Genomic DNA, 21433 nt, shown 5'->3' on the forward strand with positions numbered 1-21433 from the left:
CGAAAAATGACTGAAAAGAACAACACTCCACTTACTGGTAGCAACCGCGTCAAGCGTGGACTTGCAGAACAGCTCAAGGGTGGCGTCATCATGGACGTAGTCACCGCTGAACAGGCTCGCATCGCCGAAGATGCTGGAGCTATTGCGGTGATGGCTCTCGAACGTGTTCCAGCTGACATTCGCGCTCAGGGCGGCGTAGCACGCATGAGTGATCCTGACCTTATCGAAGGTATCCAGGCTGCTGTCAGCATTCCGGTCATGGCCAAAGCACGCATCGGTCACTTTGTTGAGGCGCAAGTTCTTGCAGAGCTCAATGTTGACTTCATTGACGAGTCTGAAGTACTCAGTCCTGCTGACTACGTCAACCACATTGACAAGTGGGCTTTTGACGTTCCTTTCGTCTGTGGTGCGACTAACCTGGGCGAAGCTCTTCGTCGTGTTAACGAAGGTGCCGCAATGATTCGTTCCAAGGGTGAAGCCGGAACTGGTGACGTTTCCGAGGCCACCAAGCACATTCGCAAAATCAATGCTGAGCTCCGCTGGCTGTCTTCTTTGGCCAAGGATGAGCTCTATGTTGCTGCTAAGGAACTTCAGGCACCCTATGACCTCGTCGTTGAGGTTGCTTCCACGGGTAAACTGCCTGTTCCACTATTTACCGCAGGTGGTGTCGCTACCCCCGCTGACGCAGCAATGATGCTTCAGCTTGGTGCCGATGGTGTCTTTGTCGGCTCTGGAATTTTCAAGTCGGGTGACCCAGCTGCTCGCGCTAAGGCAATTGTCAAGGCTGCGGCTTTCTACGATGACCCCAAGGTGATTGTGGAAACCTCACGTGGCTTGGGTGAAGCCATGGTCGGCATCAATGTCGCAGACATTCCTGCTCCACATCGACTCGCTGAACGTGGCTGGTAAGTATTCCCATCTCCGAATAGGAGTTCTCGCCTTCCAAGGTGATGTCCGCGAGCATATGCAGGTGCTTTCTGCATTGGGCGCCCAGGTCGTCAAAGTTCGTCGGCCGGAGGAGCTTTCTTCGGTAGATGCACTTGTTATTCCTGGTGGTGAATCCAGTGTGATGGACAAACTGGTTCGTCAATTTGGGATGCAGCAGCCGCTACGGACAGCAATAGCTGATGGCCTTCCTGTTTTTGGAACGTGCGCTGGTTTGATCATGATGGCAGACAACATTGTCGATGCCATCATTGAGCAAGAATCTCTAGGCGGACTTCATGTTGATGTTCGCCGTAACGCTTTTGGCACACAGATAGATTCCTTTGAGGTTGATCTGCCTATGCCGGGAGTTTCGGAAGATCTCATTCCTGCCACTTTTATTCGTGCTCCAATTGTTGAACGTGTTGGGGATGGAGTCCGAGTCATTTCACAACTTCAAGATGGTCGAATCGTCGCAGTCGAACAGGGAAACTTGTTAGGAATTTCATTCCATCCTGAAGTAAACGGTGATACTCGTGTTCATGAGTATTTCCTTGGGCGCGTAGCTCAGTACGTTGAAAAGAAGAAAGCTAAGATTTAAGGCATGTCTGGACATTCCAAGTGGGCCACCACTAAGCACAAAAAAGCTGTTATTGATGCGCGTCGCGCAAAGTCGTTTGCAAAGCTCATCAAAAACATTGAAGTTGCAGCAAAACTTGGTGGCGCTGATCTTTCTGGAAACCCAACCCTTGTTGATGCAGTTCAGAAAGCTAAAAAAACAAGCGTTCCTAACGACAACATTGACCGCGCTATCAAGCGTGGTGCGGGCCTAACTGGTGACTCAGTTGAGTACACCACCATCATGTATGAAGGCTACGGTCCTAATGGTGTAGCCCTACTCATTGAATGTCTGACGGATAACAAAAACCGTGCCGCGGCTGAGGTTCGCACTGCAATGAGTCGCAATGGCGGCAACATGGCAGACCCTGGTTCTGTCGCCTATAACTTCAGCCGTAAAGGCGTGATCAGAGTTTCAGCGCAGGCTGGAGTAGATGAAGACACCATCCTTGCTGCAGTACTCGATGCCGGTGCCGAGGATGTATCTAGTCACAACGGATCATTTGAAATCATTTCTGAGCCTCAAGACCTCGTTGCGGTGCGTGAAGCATTACAGGCTGCCAACATCGATTATGACTCTGCTGATGCAGAGTTTGTCCCCAATCTCGAAGTTGAAATTGATGCTGACACGGCACGAAAAGTGTTTAAGCTCATTGATGCCCTCGAAGACTCTGATGATGTTCAAAATGTTTTCAGTAATTTCGATTTGAGCGAATCTGTTCTTGCAGAATTAGAGCAGGACTAACTTGCGAATTCTCGGAGTTGATCCGGGGCTCACCCGTTGTGGCGTGGGTGTTATTGATGCGAAAGCTGATCGTTCAGTATCTCTGGTTCATGTTTCAGTGCTGACCACTGATAAACAACTTGAGCTACCAGTGCGCCTACTTCTCTTACAAACGGAATTGGCGCAGCTCATCGAAAAGTATGAACCCCAACGTATTGCTGTTGAACGGGTTTTCGCACAACACAACCTCCGGACAGTAATGGGAACTGCTCAAGCCAGCGCTGTGGCTTTTCTTGAAGCGGCACAGAGGGGGATTCCGGTAGATCTTCACACTCCTAGTGAAGTAAAAGCTTCGATCACAGGAACCGGCCGAGCTAACAAGGTTCAGGTCGCATCGATGGTTGGGAGGCTTTTGGTTTTACCAGAAGGCAAACTTCTTCCCGACGCCACAGATGCCCTGGCTTTGGCAATTTGTAACGCGTGGCGTGGTGCGTCACTGACTGTCCCTCAGGGAGCACTCACTCCTGCTCAGCAACGTTGGCGTGAGGCGGAGCGTCAGGCCAAAAAACGAGGATAACCGCTCTAAGCTGAGTACGTGATTGCCTCTCTCAGTGGCACAGTTGCGGCTGTGCGAGACCAAACCTGCATCGTTGATGTCAACGGTGTCGGCTATCTCGTACACATCACCTCGGAACACAAGAGAACTTTGTCAGTGGGGGAGAGAAATGTCTTCTTCACCTCACTTGTGGTTCGTGAAGACTCGATGACCCTTTTTGGATTTGAATCTCCTGAAAGTACAGAAATTTTTGAAGTATTACTTTCTGTCTCAGGTGTAGGACCACGTTCTGCTTTGGCGATTCTTTCTGAGATCTCACCAGCAGAAATATTGGCTGCTGTTGTTGATGAGAATGATGCGGCGTTCAAAAAAGTTCCTGGGATTGGTCCCAAAACAGCAAAACTGATTATTGTTCAGTTAGCAGGCAAGATCAGTTCGTTGGCACATTCTTCCCACGCTTCCGCCTCGCCTCATCCATCTACTGAAGCGGAAACAGTTGTTCTCAATGCTTTGGTTGGTCTGGGCTGGAATGAAAAAATAGCCCAAGAGGCTCTACAAACCCTGTCTGCCACTTCTGTAGACCGAACAGCTTCTTCTGTTCTCCTCAAAGAAGCCCTGGCACTCTTGGCTGGGAAAAAGTAAATGTCTGGCGACGCTGTGACTTCTGGGGAACCACTCAACGACAGTGAACGAGATTTTGAAGGGGCGCTACGCCCTCAATCATTAACTGAATTTGTTGGACAACACAAAGTTGTTAGTCAACTGGGGTTGCTCCTTAAAGCTGCCGAGATGGATTCTCGAACACCAGACCACATCTTGTTATCAGGCCCACCTGGTCTAGGAAAAACAACGCTGGCTATGATTGTTGCGCATGAATCTGGTCGATCACTTCGCATGTCTAGTGGCCCCGCCATTAGCCATGCAGGCGACTTAGCAGCACTGCTTTCCTCGCTTGTTCCTGGTGAAGTTCTGTTCATTGATGAAATACACCGCATGGCACGATCTGCTGAAGAAATGCTGTATCTCGCCATGGAAGATTTTCGCATTGACATCATGGTCGGTAAAGGGGTGGGTGCTTCCTCCATTCCTCTTGACTTACCCCCTTTTACGCTTGTAGGTGCGACAACGAGAACTGGACTTCTAGCGAGTCCACTCAGGGACCGTTTTGGGTTTACTGCTCATCTGGAGTTTTATGAAGTCGAAGAACTCAAGACTGTTCTCTCACGCTCAGCCCAACTCTTATCCATCAACATTCCAGATTCAGCTCTTCTCGAAATTGCACGTCGAAGCCGGGGAACACCACGAATCGCCAATCGACTTTTACGTCGTGTTCGTGACTACATGACAGTTCACTCAAGTGAAGATGCTGCACACGCTGTAGAACTTGCCTTAGCTCTCTATGACGTAGATGAACGCGGACTTGATCGTCTAGACCGCTCCGTGCTTTCTGCACTTGTTGAACGCTTCAATGGGGGACCGGTGGGTGTGAACTCTCTGGCAATTTCTATCGGTGAAGAGTCAGAAACGATTGAGGCCACAGTCGAGCCATTTCTTATCCGAGAAGGGCTTATGAGTCGCACCCATCGTGGGCGCATTGCAACATCACAAGGATGGGCACATTTAGGCCTGACTCCTCCCTCAATTAACCCGTAGCTTCTGTGACCTATACTCGTTAGAGATGTATCTGCATTGGTTTTGATTCCCTAAGGACTTTCTCATGGATCCCATGACACTTTTCATGATGGCTGTATTGGCCGTTTTGGTTTTCTTCATGTTCCGCAATGGACAAAAGCGTAAGAAAGCTGCTGAAGAGCTTCAGAAGACCGTGGTTCCCGGGGCGCACGTGATGACCACTTTTGGCGTTTACGGAACCATTAAGTCCATTGATGACGCAGAGAACATTGTTGTTCTCGAGACTTCTCCCAAGAACACTCTTAAACTTCACCGCCAAGCGATTGCACGTGTTGTTGAAAACGCTGCTGCCGCTCCAACTGCTGGTGAATCGATTGGCGCTGACATCTCCAAACTTGCTCTGGACCCAGAGGCAGAAGCTGGTGCTCTCGAAATTGATCCTCAATTTGGTGAGCGTAAGCCTAAAAACAAAAAGTAATGGCGCGTTCCCAAACTACGCGTAAGGCGCTTCGTTCCCTTACGTGGCTTCTTGTCCTGATTGCCGGCTTGGTCGGAATTAATGCTGCTGGTGTTATCTGGGGCGGGGGCTCATGGACCCCTAAGTTAGCTCTCGATCTTGAGGGTGGTACCCAGATTGTTCTTGCTCCCAAACTCGAAAACGGCCAGAAGGTATCAGAAGAACAAATGGCACAGGCAGTTGCCATCATTCGCCAACGAGTTGACTCCGCGGGTGTATCTGAGGCGGAAATCAATACTCAGGGAAATCAAAACATTGTTGTTTCAATTCCTGGACAACCTGATGACGCAACCTTGGCTCGTATTGAAGCCTCAGCAAAGCTCGATTTCCGCGCAGTACTAATCGCCGGCGCACCGACAACTTCAGTTGTTGGAGCAGATGGAACCGCTACCCCCGTTCCTCAAGGACCGATTGACCCGAATCTCTCCTCGGTTCCTGCAGTTGCACCCTCCAACGGAAGCGATCTGAACTGGATAACCCCAGCTCTTCAGGCGCAGTATGAGCAGTTTGAGTGCACGGACGAAAATATTCAGGCCGCGAGTACTGCTCCAGAAGACCAGCCATTGATTACCTGTGACTTCACCAACACGGTGAAGTATTTATTGGGGCCGGTTGAAGTTTCCGGTGCTGATATTGCTGATGCTTCCGCAGGTATGGTTACGTCATCGACCGGAGCAAGCACTGGCCAGTGGGCTGTTGATCTCTCTTTCAACGAGGCAGGTACGAAAGCTTTCGGTGATGTCACAACTCGATTGAACGCACTGACCGGTTCTCAAAACCAGTTCGCCATTGTTCTTGACGGTCGCGTCCTTACCGCTCCGTCAACGAACGCAGCCATCACTACTGGAAATGCTCAAATTACTGGCGGCTTCACTCAAGAGAGCTCGAAAACTCTTGCAGACCAGCTGAAATACGGCGCACTACCGATTGGTTTCCAGGTTCAATCTTCCGAAACAATTTCAGCAACCTTAGGTTCAACTCAGTTGATGAGCGGCCTATTAGCTGGGGCTATCGGACTTATTCTTGTGGTCCTCTATTCATTGATCCAATACCGAGCTCTAGGTTTGGTAACTGTTGCTTCACTTGCAGTAGCAGCACTGTTGACTTACCTTCTTGTCACAATTTTGTCGTGGCGTGAAGGCTACCGCCTCTCTCTTGCTGGTGTTGCAGGTCTTATTGTTGCCATTGGTATTACCGCTGACTCGTTTATTGTCTACTTCGAGAGAATTCGCGACGAACTCCGTGACGGCCGAGGTCTTGAATCTGCAATCGAAGCTGGTTGGAAACGTGCATTTAGAACCATCATTGCCAGCGATACAGTCAACTTCCTCGCTGCATTAGTGCTGTTCATCCTTGCTGTAGGAAACGTCCGTGGCTTTGCCCTGACTTTGGGACTTACTACTATCGTCGACCTCTTCGTAGTTGCCCTCTTCACCCACCCTATGCTTCAACTCATGGGACAAACTCGATTTTTCAACGGGGGAAGTACCTTCTCAGGTTTGAACCCGCAAGCTTTAGGCGCCACCTATCGTGGACGTGCACAATTTGCACCCGCACAACGTGTCTCTTCAGAAAAGCTCGCAAAGTCCTCAAAAGAAGCACTGAAGCGTCAGACAATTGCCGAGCGTAAAGCGCAACAATCCTCTGAAACGAAGGAGGAGAACTAATGGCTAGTTTTACTCAATTCGGTAATGACCTCTACACAGGGGAACGTTCATTCAACATTGTTGGCAAGCGTAAGATTTGGTACACCATTTCTTCTGTTCTGATCCTGGTCAGCATCATCGGCCCCATTCTCAAGGGTGGCTTCAACTTCGGCATTGAATTCACCGGTGGTAGCGAATTTGTTGTTTCTGATGTGACAGATATGTCGCAAACGAAAGCAACTCAGGCTGTCCAAGAAGTCGAACCCAACATGGTTCCCAAGGTTTCCACATTGGGCGATTCCTCTATTCGTGTGCAGACTGAACAGCTCACTGCTGAACAGAACCGTGAAATTCGGGTCAATTTGGCGGACGCTTACGCTGTACCAATTAGTAATGTCACCAGCTCCTACATTGGGGCAAGTTGGGGCTCTGACATTACGACCCAAGCTATTCGCGGTCTTCTTGTCTTCCTAGTACTTGCGTCTCTTGTGATGGCGCTGTATTTCCGTACCTGGAAGATGTCCTTTGTCGCTATTGTCGCTCTTCTTCATGACTTGGTGATTACTGCGGGAATTTACGGCATCACCGGATTTGAAGTAACGCCTGGTGCAGTGATTGGTCTTTTGACCATTTTGGGCTATTCCCTTTATGACACCGTAGTTGTCTTCGACAAGATTCGCGAAAACACTCAAGGCTCAACCAAAGAAGCTTCATTGACGTTTGCTAACCAAGTGAATCTTGCTGTCAATCAAACTTTGGTTCGTTCCATCAATACCTCTGTCGTCGCAGCATTGCCTGTAGCAGCGATTCTTTTCATCGGCGCCTTTGTTCTCGGTGCTGGAACCCTCCGTGATATTTCTCTAGCCTTGTTGATTGGTATTTTTGTAGGAACCTACTCCACAATCTTCCTGGCGACGCCACTGTATGTTCAGATGCGTCAAAATGAGCCAGCAATCAAAAAGTATGACAAGAAGGTTCTTGCTGAACAGTCCAAAACTTCAGCATAGTTCTCAGGTTTTCCCGAGATAATAGAAACTTCAGGGAGGCGCCATGGTTGATACAACTAGTTCAGTATCACTGCGTCGCCTTGTGCCTCGAATTTTTAGTAAAGCACAGCCCACAGGTGGTTTTGAACGGCTCGTCAAAACTGTAAAGCAACACCACCCACGTGCTGATCTTCTCCAACTTGAGGAAGCATACCAAGTCGCTTATCAAGCTCACGATGGCCAAAAACGTCGATCTGGTGAGCCCTACATCACCCATCCTGTCGCTGTTGCCCAGATTCTTGCTGAATTAGGAATAGGGCCCAAAACAGTTATTGCTGCGTTGCTGCATGACACTGTTGAAGACACGGACTACACCCTTGAACAGTGCCGGGAACAATTTGGTGCTGAAGTTGCCATGTTGGTCGATGGGGTTACAAAGCTCGACAAAGTGAAATACGGTGACAGCGCTCAAGCAGAGACAGTTCGCAAAATGATTGTGGCGATGTCCAAAGACATCCGCGTTCTTGTCATCAAGTTGGCAGACCGTCTTCACAATGCCCGTACATGGGGATTCATGCCTGTTGAATCGGCCCAGCGTAAAGCTCGAGAAACACTCGAGATTTATACCCCACTTGCTCACCGTTTGGGTATCCAAACACTGAAGTGGGAACTCGAGGATCTGTCATTTGCAGTGCTGCACCCCAAGATCTACCAAGAAATTGAAAATCTTGTCGCTCAAAGAACTCCCGAAAGAGAGTCTTTTGTACAGTCTGTAATCAGGGACGTTGAACAAGACCTCAAGGCTGCTCGTATCCGTGGTGAAGTCAAGGGACGGCCAAAGCAGTTTTACTCGATTTATCAAAAGATGGTGCTTCGTGGTCGCGAATTTGATGAGATTTATGACCTTGTTGGCATCAGAGTAATCGTCAATAGTGTTCGCGACTGTTATGGAATCTTGGGTTCCATTCACGCCAGGTGGAATCCTATTCCTGGTCGTTTCAAGGATTACATCGCTACTCCTAAATTCAATCTGTACCAATCCCTGCACACCACTGTCATGGGTCCCAAGGGTCGTCCAGTGGAGATTCAGATTCGTACACCTGAAATGCACCATCGTGCTGAGTTCGGTGTAGCCGCACACTGGATGTACAAAGACCGAATGGCCACTGGAAAGAGTGTTGACAAGCTCTCTGTTCAAGACACAGATATGGCTTGGCTTGCACACATTTCAGACTGGCAAGCAGAAACTGAGGACCCGGGGGAGTTCCTCGATTCTCTCCGCTTTGAAATTGGCGCCAAAGAGGTTTATGTCTTCACGCCTAAAGGCCGTGTGATCGGGCTTCCTTCAGGTGCAACACCTATCGACTTTGCCTATGCCGTGCACACGGAAATTGGCCACAGGACGATGGGCGCCAAAGTGAACGGCCGACTCGTTCCGCTTGAGAGCAAGCTTTCTAGCGGCGATGTGATCGAAATTCTTACCTCAAAGAACCCAGATGCAGGGCCGAGTAAAGACTGGTTGAACTTTGTTCAGAGTACTCGTACACGCAACAAGATTAAACAGTGGTTCACAAAGGAACGCCGTGATGAAGCAATAGAGCAAGGCAAGGATGCCATTGCGCGCGCAATGCGTAAACAAAACCTTCCGCTGCAGAAGCTCATGACACAAGATTCTCTGGCAGAAGTAGCCAGCACTCTTCGCTATGAAGATGTCTCGATGCTCTATGCAGCTGTTGGAGAAGGTCACGTTTCAACTCAATCTGTGATTGAAAAGATTCTTTCGAGCATCCATGAAGATGGAGACACAGAAGAAGTCGAATTTGTTTTCCCCACACGAGGGCCTTCTAAACCGCTTCTGCACAGCGACTCTGGAGTTTTGGTAAGGGGTGCGCCAGATATTTTGGTCAAACTTGCCAAGTGCTGCACTCCAGTTCCTGGAGATGCGATTTCTGGTTTTGTTACACGTGGCCAGGGGGTTTCTGTTCATCAAACCAGTTGCCACAATGTGCAGAACATGCTCAACGAGCCTGAACGCATGATTGAGGTTGAATGGTCACCTTCGTCAAAGAGCGTATTTCTTGTTCAAATTCAAATCGAGGCTTTGGACCGTTCCGGATTGCTCTCAGATGTGACGCGTGTGCTTTCAGAGCATCATGTCAACATTCTTTCTGCGACGGTTAGCACGTCTCAAGATCGTTTAGCGTTGAGCCGTTTTGTTTTTGAAATGAGCGACGTTACGCATCTTGATCGCGTCTTGAACGCTGTTCGACGCATTGATGCTGTTTATGATGTTTATCGCGTATCCGAGGGATAAAAGATCTCGCGTGTTCTAGAGAGTGCAACTTGTTTATGCGGAATGATCCCTCTTTCATGTATAAAAATCTCAATATCTTCTAAAGACAATTGATAAACCGTGATGAGCTCAGATACGAGTCTTTTGCTGCGGAACCAGTTTTCAACCGGACAACGCAGTAAGTCTGAAATAGTTCGAAGTGGTGTTGTAACTCCACAATGTCCCTCAATCCAGATGTGGTGTGAGGCTAAAGTTCGTTCTTCAATACAAATCTCGCCATTCTGCGCTTCGCGTAACCTGCGCGGTGCAACCGCCGTTGCAGTGGGGCGGTGAGGTTTTTTTCCAACCCCCAGTGCCCATGACGCTGCAAAACTGGTCAGAACCATAGGGACAGTTTCCTGAGCTAACACACTCTGACTCTTTTCCAGCCAACTCAGTGAGCTATCAACGAGAAAATCACTAAGAATTTCTCCATCAAGCCTGAAGCTGGAAAGTTCAGCAGGCGAATAATCGAATGTGTTTACAGCAAGTTCCATTCGCACATTGTTGTTTAATCCTCACAACTATGACGAGAAAAAATGTAAATTGTGGAAACTATTGAGATAAAACAGCGAGCCACTCTTTTTGAGTCTTGATTGCTGCTTCCAAGTCGGCAATTTTCGCAGTGTTCTTTTCGTTTTTTGCAGATACAAGCTCTGTCTCAAGAGTTGCGATTTTGTCTTGAATTTGTCCGGCAAGACCTTCAGATCGAGCAATTTTTTCAGGATTGGAAGCATTCCAGTGGTTGTCTTCCAAAGCGCGAACTACTTGTTCGACTTTCCGCATACGGTCTTCTGTGCTCTTGAATTGTGCGCGAGGCACTTTCCCTGCTGCATCCCACTTTTTCTGAATCGCATTGAGTTTTGAGCGAGCCTCTACGCGATCGGTAGCAGTGAGAAGACGTTCGGCTTCAACGAGTAAAGCTAGTTTGACCTCAAGGTTGCCAGCGAAAGATTCGTCCTCCGCCTCATCAGCTGACTTCTTTGCAACATAGATGGCATCTCCTGCGGCCTTGAATCGTGACCAGAGTGCGTCATCTATCTTTTTGCCAGCACGAGGGGCCAGTTTCCATTTATCCAGCAAATCTCGGTAAGCAGCAACATTTCCCTTGCCGTCAGAAACAAGTGCCTCAGCTTGTGAAATGAGTTCTTCCTTAGCGGATTTTGCTCCTTTGTTCTTCGCATCCAGTTCAGCGAAGAATGCACGACGGTGCTGGTCGAGTTTGTGGCGAGCATCACGGAAGCGCTTCCAGAGTTCATTTGCTTCGCTCTTGTTGAGGCGAGGACCAGATTTTTGTGCAGTCTGCCACTGGGCAAATAGATCATCAACCTTTTTGGTTGTTTGTTTCCATTGAATTTTTTGGGGATCGATAGCTGCTAGCTTTTCCATTTCGGAGACGATAGCTTCACGGTCGGCCTTAGCCTTCTCGAGAGCCTCGACTTGCTTTTCTTTTTCAGCAGCAGAAAGTTCAACGAGGGAAGCTGAGAGTTTGTTGGCACGTTCAGCCAATGCGTCGTAGTTCCCAATTCCTGCCCGTGCGTCAATTTGTTCAGAAATTTTAGAAATACTTTCGGCAATTTCAGAGGCTGATGCTCCATTTTTCGCACGCTGCTCGAGGAGGACGAGTGCAGAATTTGTGTCATTGAACTTACGTTCAAAGTAGGCGATTGCCTCTTCGGCAGATACATCTGGATATTGACCAATCAGCCGTTCGTTGGAACCCTCAACAACAAAAACATTGCCTTCAGAATCAACGCGTGCTTGTGTCTTTTCAGACATATTTTTCTACCTCAAGTTGTGAATGAATAACGTGAGCTTCAAGCCTATGGCACTGAGTCACGTTTCAACATTGTGGTTACTGAACAGATATTGAAGTGATGGTCACAGGAACCTTTGGTTTCCCGTCAGTACCACCATTATCTGTTCCTTGACTTGTCACTGTTGTGATGAGTTCAGGAAGTCCGGAAGTAATTCGGCCAATCACGGTGTATCCGCCGGCTTCATCGCTGGGGATAATGCTGTCTTGATACACGATAAAGAATTGGCTCCCCATCGAAGATCCGTTGCCACCCTGTCGAGCCATTGCAATTGTTCCGGCGGGATATAAATCATCTGTTGGAGCATTCTCTACAGGCCCGTAGCTGTAGCCTGGTCCGCCAGAACCGTCCCCGTTAGGGTCTCCACATTGAAGCACGTAAATGCCTTCGGTTGTGAGTCGGTGGCAACTAATTCCTTCATAGAAGCCACTGTTCACAAGGGAAACGGTGCTAGCAACTGCCTGAGGCGATGCGGCCCCATCGAGTTCAAAAGTGATAGGTACACCAGCTACATTCATCGAACCTGTCCATGTGCGATTTTCGCTCAACGCGGGATCAGGTGCAGAAACTCCTGTCTCTGTTGCGGTTGGAACAGGAGCTGGGTTCAGAGTTGTGAAAACTGCAGAGAAGATCCCAATTCCCAATGCGAGGGCAACAACGACTGCAGAAGACCAGACTGCAGTCCTCTGAATGCGTCTTTTCTTGTGAAGTGCCTTTTCGTGAGCCGCTTTACGTTCTTCATAAGTTTTTGCTCTGCTCAGGACATCTTTAGATACGCGGTTGTCATTCTTCTGTGCCATAGGTCTCAACGCTAATCTGTGATTATGGCTCAAGGCGAATCGACACTCGGCGGAAACACCGCTCCTCTTGCGGTTCGGATGAGACCACGAAACTTGGGTGAGATTGCAGGTCAAGAAAAACTTTTGACAGCAGGGTCCCCGCTCCATGCTTTAGCGCAACCTGGTTCTACTAGTTCAGTATCAGTTATTCTGTGGGGTCCCCCCGGTACGGGGAAGACTTCTCTGGCTCACGCCATTGCCGCATCCTCTGACAGGCGCTGTGTTGAACTCTCGGCAGTTACCGCCGGTGTTAAGGATGTCCGTTCAGTAATGGACGAGGCGCAAAATCAACGAGATCTCTATGGGGTGAGAACTCTTCTCTTTCTTGATGAGATTCATCGCTTCAGCAAAGCGCAACAAGATGCCCTACTCCCTGGAGTTGAAAACGGCTGGGTTACCCTTATTGCTGCTACGACAGAGAACCCCTCTTTTAGTGTTGTGACACCATTACTCTCGCGTTCTTTGCTTCTTCGTCTTGAACCGTTGACCGATGACGCTTTAGTTTCTTTGATTGAGCGAGCACTGACCGAACCTTATGGACTCAATAACGAATTTCTTCTCGAAGAAGATGCATCCCAGGCGATAATTCGTTTTGCTTCGGGGGATGCACGTCGTGTGCTCACTTCTTTAGAAGCGGCGGCTTCTATCGCTCAGCAAACGTCCAAAAAGAAGTCGAAACAACTCAACATTTCCGCCGAACATGTAGCAGCTGCTGTCGACAGTGCTCTGTTGAGATATGACCGCAATGGTGATGAACATTACGACGTCATCAGCGCATTCATTAAGTCAATTCGTGGATCAGACCCTGACGCAGCTATTCATTACCTGGCTCGTATGATTGCAGCGGGGGAGGACCCAAGATTTATTGCTCGTCGGCTTGTCATATCTGCTTCAGAAGACATCGGTTTAGCGGATCCTCATGCACTGAGTGTCGCCACAGCGGCTGCAGAGGCCGTGGCTTTCATCGGAATGCCGGAAGGCCGTATTCCCCTAGCCGAAGCAACGGTGTATTTAGCAACTGCGCCTAAATCAAATGCTGCATACCTGGCTATCGATGCTGCTCTGAGTGACGTCAAGGCCGGGAAAACAGGTGTTGTCCCCATTCATCTGCGTGATTCTCACTATTCAGGAGCGAAGAAGCTTGGTCACGGAAAGGGATATCTGTATCCTCATGACAATCCTCTTGGAGTCGTACAGCAGCAATACCTGCCAGATTCGTTGAAGGGTCGTATTTACTATGACCCCACTGAACACGGCAGTGAACGGGATATTCGTGCTCGTCTGGAAAAACTCCGAGCAATCACCAGGCGGGATTCTCCTTCGACTAAAAACTCGTGATATTGTTTACACGTCTATTTCGACTGTGTAGCGCGGCTGCAACACAGTAGCGAAAGAACTGGATTGCCCTGTAGCCGGGCACCGTGACAAATCCCTCGATTTTCGCCATTTATTGGTGTGTTCATTTTGTTTGTTCAATCGAAAAGGAAATTGTGTCTACTAAGTCACGTACCCGTAGCAAAACTCGTCTTTCGCGTGCCCTCGGCATCGCACTGACCCCTAAGGCAGCAAAGTACCTGGAAAAGCGTCCCTACGCCCCAGGTGAGCACGGCCGCACCAAGCGCAAGGCAGACTCTGACTACGCAGTTCGTCTGCGTGAGAAGCAGCGTCTACGCGCTCAGTACGGTATCCGTGAAGCTCAGCTTCGCAACGTCTTCCAGGAAGCTCGCAAGACCCAGGGTCTGACCGGTGAAAACCTGGTTGAGCTTCTCGAAATGCGTCTTGACGCACTCGTTTTGCGTGCAGGTTTTGCACGTACCACCGCTCAGGCTCGTCAACTCGTTGTGCACCGTCACATTCTCGTTGACGGTCAGCTGGTGGACCGCCCATCTTTCCGCGTAAAGCCTGGGCAGCTCATCCACGTCAAGCCACGCTCTGAGGTCCTAGAGCCACTGCAGGTTGCAGCAGCTGGTGGACACGCTGAGGTTCTTCCTCCCGTGCCCGCATACCTCGAGGTTGAACTCGACAAACTTCACGCAACTTTGGTGCGTCGCCCCAAGCGTGCAGAAGTTCCTGTCACCTGTGACGTTCAGTTGGTTGTTGAGTACTACGCAGCCCGCTAAACAAACCTTCTCGAAGGGTGTTGGTCTTTGGATCAACACCCTTCTGCGTTTAACTCTCGACCCTTGCTCGCATAGACTAAGTTTGAGCATTTCCGTACGTTCTCTGGAGAAATCATGAAGCAAATTTTTTGGCTCATTATCGGCTTAGTTGCTGGCTTTATCGTTGCCCACAAGGTGAACGAAACAGAGCAGGGCAGGGCCTTCTTTGCCAATCTTGATGCAAAAACTCGTGACTTCACCGATGCTCTCGTCGACGGCTACAAAGAGCGTGAAGCTGAACTTCGCGCAAACCGCAACAACTAATCATGCAGACTGCTGAGATTCGCCAGAGATGGCTTGATTTTTTTGCTGCCCGTGGTCACACTGTTGTGCCTTCAGCATCCCTCGTGAGCGACGATCCCACCCTTCTTTTTACCGTTGCGGGAATGGTTCCGTTTATTCCGTATCTTTCGGGAGTTGTTCCACCTCCATACCCACGCGCAACAAGTGTTCAGAAGTGCATACGTACTCTGGACATTGAAGAGGTCGGGAAAACCACTCGCCACGGTACTTTCTTCCAAATGAACGGTAACTTCTCGTTTGGCGACTACTTCAAAGAGCAAGCCATTGAATATGCATGGGAGCTCCTGACAACCTCTGAAGCTGATGGTGGACTTGGTTTTGCGGAGAAAGACCTCTGGGTAACTGTCTACGAAGATGATGATGAAGCCATCGGTTTTTGGAAGAAGACCGCTGGTCTGCCAGATGAACGCATTCAACGACGTGGCAAGGAAGACAACTATTGGTCCACTGGTCAACCTGGTCCAGCGGGACCATGTTCAGAAATTTACTTTGACCGTGGTCCTGCCTACGGAATCGAGGGAGGTCCAGTTGCCGATGAAGATCGCTACATCGAAATCTGGAATCTTGTATTCATGCAGTACTTGCGTGGCGAAGGAACCAGTAAAACCGAGTTTGAAATCTTAGGTGAGCTTCCCAATAAGAACATTGACACCGGCATGGGGCTTGAGCGAGTTGCTTTCCTCAAGCAGGGTGTTGAAAACCTTTATGAAATTGATCAGGTTCGGCCTGTGCTTGACCGTGCTGCAGAGCTTGCAGGTGTCACCTATGGTGCCAATCAAGAAAACGACGTTCGTTTGCGCGTTGTAGCCGACCACGTCCGCTCAGCCTTGATGCTTATGGCTGATGGTGTTCAAGCATCCAACGAAGGTCGCGGCTATATTTTGCGCCGTCTGCTGCGTCGTTCCGTTCGAGCCATGCGTTTGCTGGGTGTGGACGCAGCAACCTTCCCAGAGTTGTTCACAGCATCACGTGATGCCATGAAGGCTGCATATCCAGATGTTGAGAGTGAATACGCTCGAATTTCTCAAATTGCCTATGGTGAAGAAGAAACATTCCTCAAGACCCTAGCTTCGGGAACAACCATTTTGGATACGGCAGTTTCTGAGACCAAGAAGTCAGGCGCTAAAGCACTTGCTGGCGATACTGCGTTCCTCCTACACGACACTTTTGGTTTCCCCATTGACCTCACTCTCGAAATGGCGGAAGAAGCAGGTTTGAGTGTTGACCGCGCCGCTTTTGACAAACTTATGCTTGATCAGCGAACACGAGCTAAAGCGGACGCGAAAGCAAAGAAGTCGATCCTTGCAGACCTGTCGATCTACACCGACCTGCGGGCAAAGGGCGAGACTGTCTTCACCGGTTACACCGATCTAGAAACAGAAACTAGCATCTTGGGTCTCCTGAAGGATGGCCTGCCTGTCCAGAGCGCAACCGCTGGCGATGTTGTCGAAGTAATTGTTGGCGCAACCTCTCTCTATGCAGAATCTGGCGGTCAGGTTTCTGACGCAGGTTCCATAATTGGTGACGGTTTCGATCTTGAAGTTATCGACGTTCAGAAGCCGGTCAAGGGACTCGTTTCTCACACCGTTGAAGTTCGGAGCGGCCAGGTCAATGCTGGTGCCGCGGCAACTACTGTTGTCGACAAGAACTACCGTGCTGCAGCTGCTGCTGCTCACTCGGCAACCCACCTTGTCCACGCTGCTCTTCGCGAAGTACTTGGAGAAACAGCTCACCAGGCGGGGTCGCTGAATAAAGCTGGATACATGCGCTTTGACTTCTCCTGGAACGATGCATTGTCTTCTGAAACGAAGACAGAAATCGAAGAGATTGCAAACAACGCAATTTTGGCAGATTACGACGTCGTTACTCGAGAAATGGCCTTAGACGAAGCCAAAAAGATGGGCGCCATGGCCCTCTTTGGTGAAAAATACGGTGAAACCGTGCGCATGGTGGACATCGGCGGCCCATGGTCACGGGAGTTGTGTGCTGGCACCCATGTTTCTCACTCTTCACAAGTTGGGCTGATCAACTTGATCAGTGAATCCTCTGTCGGATCATCCAACCGCCGTGTAGAAGCACTTGTTGGCGCTGACGCTTTCAAGTCGCTCGCCGCTGAACGTGCAATCGTGCACGAACTCAGTTCTTCGCTCAAAGCGCCACGCGATCAGGTCATCACTCGTGTTGCAGATCTAATGACGAGCTTGAAAGCAGCAGAGCGCAAAATCGCTGAATTCGAGGCAGCAGCTGTGCGTGAACAGATTCCCACTCTGGTCAATGCCGCCGCTCCCGCGGGTAATGTCACGGCAATTGTTGAGAGTGTCTCAGGGATTGCTTCAGTGGATGATCTGCGCAATTTGGTCACTGGAGTCCGCGAGAAAGTTCAATCAACTAACACCGTAATTGCTCTTGGCGCAGTAGTTGAGGACAAGCCTGTTGTCATCGTTGCTACTACCGAAGCGGCACGTGACAAAGGTGCTAAAGCAGGCGCTTTAGCCAAATTGGCTGCCGGTGTTCTCGGTGGCGGCGGCGGCGGTAGAGACGACCTTGCTCAAGGCGGAGGTGCCAATACCGGTCAGCTCCCGACGGCTCTGGATGCTGTTCTCGCGGAGTTACGATCTCTCTAATGCGTGAAGGTGTGCGTCTTGGAATAGACGTTGGCACAGTTCGGATAGGCATTGCTCGTAGCGACAAAGATGGCCTGTTGGCAACACCCTACGAAACTCTCGAGAGAACGTCAGATTACCTCCACAGACTCTCGACGATTCTTGAAGAGATTTCGGTTTTCGAGATAGTTATTGGATTGCCCCTCTCTTTATCTGGAGAACACACTGCATCGACTAATGACGCACTTGAAGTAGCTCGAGCAATAGCGTCTGTTACCGAGATTCCAGTTAGGTTGATCGACGAAAGATTGACAACTGTATTTGCGCATTCGGCAATGAAAGCCGTTGGTAAAAATCAGAAAAAATCACGTCCTGTTATCGACCAAGTTGCCGCGGTTCTGATTTTGCAACAAGCCCTGGATTCCGAACGATCAACGGGACAACTGGCTGGTAAGGCTCTCAGCGAGTTTCCAGAGCAAGCTTAAGAAGGTTGTGTACTCTCGAAATTAGAGATTGCTACAAAGTTGGGATGGATTGTGGAAGAGAAAACTTCTGGAATGAGTCCACGACACCGAAAACATAAAGGTGTTCCACTTCCACAACACGTAACCGAAGGACAATCAATGAATAAGTCAAGGAAGATCTTTGTTGTTGTTGGATCTTTTTTGGCATTATTTGCCCTAGTTGGTGCTGTCATTGGTGGTTTGTTTGCTGCTGGGATTTTAGGCTCCCAACAGGACGACTACACCGGTAGCGGCCAAGGTGAAGTCCTTTTTACTATTAGTGAAGGCGAATATGGCGATGCCATAGCCACGAATCTCGTCGAAGCTGGCGTCACCAAAAGTTTCGACGCTTTCTACTCGTTGCTTTTAGAACAACCAGAGATTGTCTTCATTCCAGGTGTCTACAAACTCAAGAAAGAGATGTCAGCACAGTCAGCACTCGATGCTCTGCAAGACCCAGCTAACAGAGTCGAGCTCAAAGCAACAATCCCTGAGGGGACAACGCTGAAGAACGTCTACAAAATTCTTTCAGAGGAGCTTGGAATTCCTCTCGCAGATTTTGAATCTGCAGGGGCTACACCGTCAAACTTTAATGTTCCCGCGGAAGCAACCAACCTTGAAGGATTCCTATTCCCCGCTACCTATACTTTTTCCCCCGGTGTAACGGCGGATACTGTACTTCACACACTGGTAGATAAAGCAATTGCAACTCTCGATGAAGTTGGTGTGCCCGTTGAAGAGCGATGGGATGTTATCCGACTCGCTTCCATCATTCAGCGAGAAAGTGGCCCCATTGAGGGAGATGCTTACAAAGTTTCCAGGGTGTTCCACAACCGTTTAGATATCGGTGAAGTTCTCGGTTCAGACGTCACGACCTGCTACGGAGCAGGCTTAACCGGAATTGCTTGCCTTGACATTACACAGGCAGCCCTGGATGACACAACAAACCCATACAACACTCGGGTTCTTCCCGGTCTTCCCATTGGGCCAATTTCAAACCCTGGGGCTCTTGCAATTGACGCTGCCTATCGTCCAGCGGATGGTCCCTGGTTGTTCTTTGTGACCGTGAATCTCACCACTGGAGAGACAGTCTTCTCAGAAACTTCTGCTGAGCACGATGCGGCTGTCGAACAATACTTGCAATGGCGTCGCGACAACCCGAATGCAGTGAAATAAGTCATGACATCCATAACGACCCTGGCTGTCGTTGGTCATCCAATTGGTCACTCACTCTCACCAGTACTTCACCAAGCCGCTTACCAGGAACTTGGTCTTGACTGGAAGTACCTGGCAGTTGATGTTCAACCCGGAGAATTGAGCAAGTTTATTGATTCAACCGATGACACGCTCAGGGGCCTATCGGTTACCATGCCGCATAAAACAGCAGCGCTCGAAATAGCTGATGACATTGATCTCATTTCTGAACAGACACAGTCCGTGAATACGTTGTTCTTCGACCACTCTTCTGGGCAATGCACAACACACGGTTTCAATACAGATGTTTCTGGAATTGTTAATGCCTGTCATGACGTGGGGGTCGTTTCGGCCCGCCACGTTGCTGTTATTGGAGGTGGCGCAACGGCCTCATCCGCTGTTGTAGCGGCTGCAGAATTGGGGGCTGAACATGTTTCCGTCATTGCACGCAACCCGCAAAAAGCCTTCCATCTAGAGCAAGTCGGTCAACGCGCAGGCGTAAATGTCTCGGTAACACCGTTATCGCAGATAGAGGATGTTTCGCCTGTTGATTTAGCCATTTCTACATTGCCAGGTGATATCGAGCAGTCACTTCACCTCCTTTCCCGTACCCCACATGCTGCGCTACTGGATGTGGCCTACAGCCCATGGCCAAGTCGACGTGGTACTGAATGGGCCAGTTCAGGAGGAGAGGTTATCAGCGGCCTTCGAATGCTTGCTCACCAGGCATTGATTCAGGTGAGGATTTTTGTTCATGGCAATCCTTTCGAAAAGCTGCCAAACGAAGAATCAGTGAAAAGAGCAATGTTCGAATCGGTTTCACTCTGAAGGTACGAACAAGTCGGTCAATACTTCTCTGTGACTGTGACAAAATTGAAACATGCTTAGATGGCTTACTGCAGGTGAATCTCACGGCCCAGAACTAGTTGCAATACTTGAGGGTCTTCCTGCTGGTGTGCCTGTACTCGCTGAAGATATCCAAGCAGACCTACAGCGACGTCGACTCGGCTATGGCCGTGGCGCACGAATGAAGTTTGAGCAGGATGAACTGTCCATTTCTGGGGGAGTCCGACACGGGAAAACCCTAGGCGGCCCTATTGCCTTACGGGTAGGAAACAGTGAATGGCCCAAATGGGTTGATGTCATGAATCCCGCGCCAGTAGATCCAGCTGTTTTGCAATCCGGAAGAGGTGCCGCCCTCACTCGTCCGCGTCCCGGACACGCAGATCTTGTTGGAATGCAAAAGTATGATTTTGACGAATCTCGTCCAATTCTTGAACGAGCGAGTGCTCGAGAGACTGCAGCACGTGTTGCGCTCGGTGCGGTCGCGCGATCCTTTCTTTCCGAACTTGGAATCTCACTCGTTAGTCACACCATTGCCATCGGTCCAGTTTCTGTTCCGGAAGGTAAGCCGCTTCCACGAGCACAAGATGTTGCCACATTGGACGCCGATGAACTGCGCTGTTTCGATAAGGAAACCAGTGCCCTGATGTATGCCGAGGTAGATCAGGCTCACAAGGACGGTGACACCATTGGTGGTGTCGTCGAAGTTCTTGCGTATGGACTTCCTCCAGGGCTTGGCTCACATGTGCACTGGGATAGACGATTGGATTCGCAATTAGCTGCAGCTTTAATGGGAATTCAAGCCATCAAAGGTGTTGAAGTTGGTGACGGATTCGAAACGACTCGCCGTCGTGGCTCGGTAGCTCACGATGAGCTCTTCGCTTCCGAAGAGGGTATTTTGCGAGAAACAGATCGCGCCGGAGGTATTGAAGGCGGAATGAGCACTGGAACAGTCCTACGAGTTCGTGCAGGAATGAAACCTATTGCTACAGTTCCACATGCTCTTCGCACCATAGATACCTCGACTGGTGAAGCTGCACCAGCACATCATCAGCGCTCCGACGTGTGCGCTGTTCCAGCAGCGGGTGTTGTTGCTGAAGCGATGGTTGCTTTGACTTTGGCCAACGCTGTTTTGGAAAAGTTTGGTGGCGATAACATTTCTGAAACTAAGCGCAACCTGGAGGGATATCTCGCAAATATTCCTTCTTCAGTACACACGGTTGTAGCTAAGTAGCCA

General features: G+C 49.6%; 21 protein-coding genes. 18 read left to right on the forward strand and 3 right to left on the reverse strand.

Features of this window, described 5'->3' with window-relative positions:
* Positions 1-6: 6 nt before the first annotated feature.
* From pdxS to AUMI_RS02660, 10 genes are all read left to right on the forward strand, one after another.
* A complete protein-coding gene (gene pdxS / locus AUMI_RS02615; RefSeq protein WP_096380987.1) occupies positions 7-909 on the forward strand; it encodes a pyridoxal 5'-phosphate synthase lyase subunit PdxS in 903 nt (300 codons plus the stop codon).
* A 55-nt stretch (positions 910-964) separates the two neighbouring features.
* Positions 965-1525: a pyridoxal 5'-phosphate synthase glutaminase subunit PdxT gene (pdxT, locus tag AUMI_RS02620; protein WP_231951858.1), complete on the forward strand. Its 561-nt coding sequence runs from the start codon at positions 965-967 to the stop codon at positions 1523-1525.
* Positions 1526-1528: 3 nt separating this feature from the next.
* The gene (locus AUMI_RS02625) at positions 1529-2287 is read left to right on the forward strand and encodes a YebC/PmpR family DNA-binding transcriptional regulator (RefSeq protein ID WP_096380991.1); all 759 of its coding nucleotides are present in this window, start codon (positions 1529-1531) and stop codon (positions 2285-2287) included.
* A 1-nt stretch (position 2288) separates the two neighbouring features.
* Positions 2289-2843 (forward strand): crossover junction endodeoxyribonuclease RuvC, encoded by a 555-nt coding sequence (gene ruvC / locus AUMI_RS02630; protein WP_096380994.1) that lies wholly within the window; start codon positions 2289-2291, stop codon positions 2841-2843.
* A gap of 18 nt (positions 2844-2861) precedes the next feature.
* Positions 2862-3464 carry a Holliday junction branch migration protein RuvA gene (ruvA, locus tag AUMI_RS02635; protein WP_096380996.1) on the forward strand — a complete coding sequence of 201 codons (603 nt, stop codon included), beginning with the start codon at positions 2862-2864 and terminating at the stop codon, positions 3462-3464.
* Positions 3465-4475, forward strand: coding sequence for a Holliday junction branch migration DNA helicase RuvB (gene ruvB / locus AUMI_RS02640; RefSeq protein WP_096380999.1), 1011 nt, complete (start codon positions 3465-3467; stop codon positions 4473-4475).
* Between the two features lie 64 nt (positions 4476-4539).
* The gene (gene yajC / locus AUMI_RS02645; RefSeq protein ID WP_096381002.1) at positions 4540-4932 is read left to right on the forward strand and encodes a preprotein translocase subunit YajC; all 393 of its coding nucleotides are present in this window, start codon (positions 4540-4542) and stop codon (positions 4930-4932) included.
* Positions 4932-6638, forward strand: coding sequence for a protein translocase subunit SecD (gene secD / locus AUMI_RS02650; RefSeq protein WP_096381004.1), 1707 nt, complete (start codon positions 4932-4934; stop codon positions 6636-6638). The genes yajC and secD overlap by 1 nt, the downstream gene beginning before the upstream one ends.
* Complete coding sequence (gene secF / locus AUMI_RS02655) at positions 6638-7624, forward strand: protein translocase subunit SecF (protein ID WP_096381007.1); 987 nt, start codon at positions 6638-6640, stop codon at positions 7622-7624. Before secD ends, secF begins: the two co-directional genes overlap by 1 nt.
* A 43-nt stretch (positions 7625-7667) precedes the next feature.
* Complete coding sequence (locus AUMI_RS02660) at positions 7668-9917, forward strand: RelA/SpoT family protein (RefSeq protein WP_096381009.1); 2250 nt, start codon at positions 7668-7670, stop codon at positions 9915-9917.
* On the opposite strand, the gene AUMI_RS02665 is transcribed toward AUMI_RS02660, so the two are convergent.
* The 3 genes from AUMI_RS02665 to AUMI_RS02675 all read right to left on the reverse strand — a co-directional run bounded on the left by AUMI_RS02665 (position 9896) and on the right by AUMI_RS02675 (position 12552).
* Entirely contained in the window at positions 9896-10432 is a 537-nt protein-coding gene (locus tag AUMI_RS02665) for a hypothetical protein (protein WP_096381012.1), read from the reverse strand. The genes AUMI_RS02660 and AUMI_RS02665 overlap by 22 nt on opposite strands.
* Positions 10433-10490: 58 nt before the next feature.
* Positions 10491-11714, reverse strand: a complete 1224-nt coding sequence (locus tag AUMI_RS02670; protein WP_096381015.1) for a DUF349 domain-containing protein — start codon at positions 11712-11714, stop codon at positions 10491-10493.
* A 76-nt stretch (positions 11715-11790) separates the two neighbouring features.
* Positions 11791-12552: a peptidylprolyl isomerase gene (locus AUMI_RS02675; protein ID WP_096381017.1), complete on the reverse strand. Its 762-nt coding sequence runs from the start codon at positions 12550-12552 to the stop codon at positions 11791-11793.
* 24 nt (positions 12553-12576) lie between these two features.
* On the opposite strand from AUMI_RS02675, the gene AUMI_RS02680 reads away from it, so the two are divergent.
* From AUMI_RS02680 to aroC, 8 genes are all read left to right on the forward strand, one after another.
* Positions 12577-13929: a replication-associated recombination protein A gene (locus AUMI_RS02680; RefSeq protein WP_096381019.1), complete on the forward strand. Its 1353-nt coding sequence runs from the start codon at positions 12577-12579 to the stop codon at positions 13927-13929.
* A 152-nt stretch (positions 13930-14081) separates the two neighbouring features.
* A complete protein-coding gene (gene rpsD / locus AUMI_RS02685) occupies positions 14082-14711 on the forward strand; it encodes a 30S ribosomal protein S4 (protein WP_096381021.1) in 630 nt (209 codons plus the stop codon).
* 114 nt (positions 14712-14825) lie between these two features.
* A complete protein-coding gene (locus tag AUMI_RS02690) occupies positions 14826-15014 on the forward strand; it encodes a hypothetical protein (RefSeq protein ID WP_096381023.1) in 189 nt (62 codons plus the stop codon).
* 2 nt (positions 15015-15016) lie between these two features.
* Positions 15017-17677: an alanine--tRNA ligase gene (alaS, locus tag AUMI_RS02695; RefSeq protein ID WP_096381025.1), complete on the forward strand. Its 2661-nt coding sequence runs from the start codon at positions 15017-15019 to the stop codon at positions 17675-17677.
* Complete coding sequence (gene ruvX, locus AUMI_RS02700) at positions 17677-18141, forward strand: Holliday junction resolvase RuvX (RefSeq protein WP_096381027.1); 465 nt, start codon at positions 17677-17679, stop codon at positions 18139-18141. Before alaS ends, ruvX begins: the two co-directional genes overlap by 1 nt.
* Before the next feature lie 138 nt (positions 18142-18279).
* Positions 18280-19335, forward strand: coding sequence for an endolytic transglycosylase MltG (mltG, locus tag AUMI_RS02705; RefSeq protein WP_172418237.1), 1056 nt, complete (start codon positions 18280-18282; stop codon positions 19333-19335).
* A gap of 3 nt (positions 19336-19338) precedes the next feature.
* On the forward strand, positions 19339-20181 hold the full coding sequence (locus tag AUMI_RS02710; RefSeq protein WP_096381032.1) for a shikimate dehydrogenase family protein: 843 nt from the start codon (positions 19339-19341) through the stop codon (positions 20179-20181).
* Positions 20182-20233: 52 nt separating this feature from the next.
* A complete protein-coding gene (aroC, locus tag AUMI_RS02715; protein WP_096381035.1) occupies positions 20234-21430 on the forward strand; it encodes a chorismate synthase in 1197 nt (398 codons plus the stop codon).
* The last annotated feature ends 3 nt before the right edge of the window (positions 21431-21433 follow it).

This window comes from Aurantimicrobium minutum, from assembly GCF_002355535.1.
GTDB lineage: Bacteria > Actinomycetota > Actinomycetes > Actinomycetales > Microbacteriaceae > Aurantimicrobium > Aurantimicrobium minutum.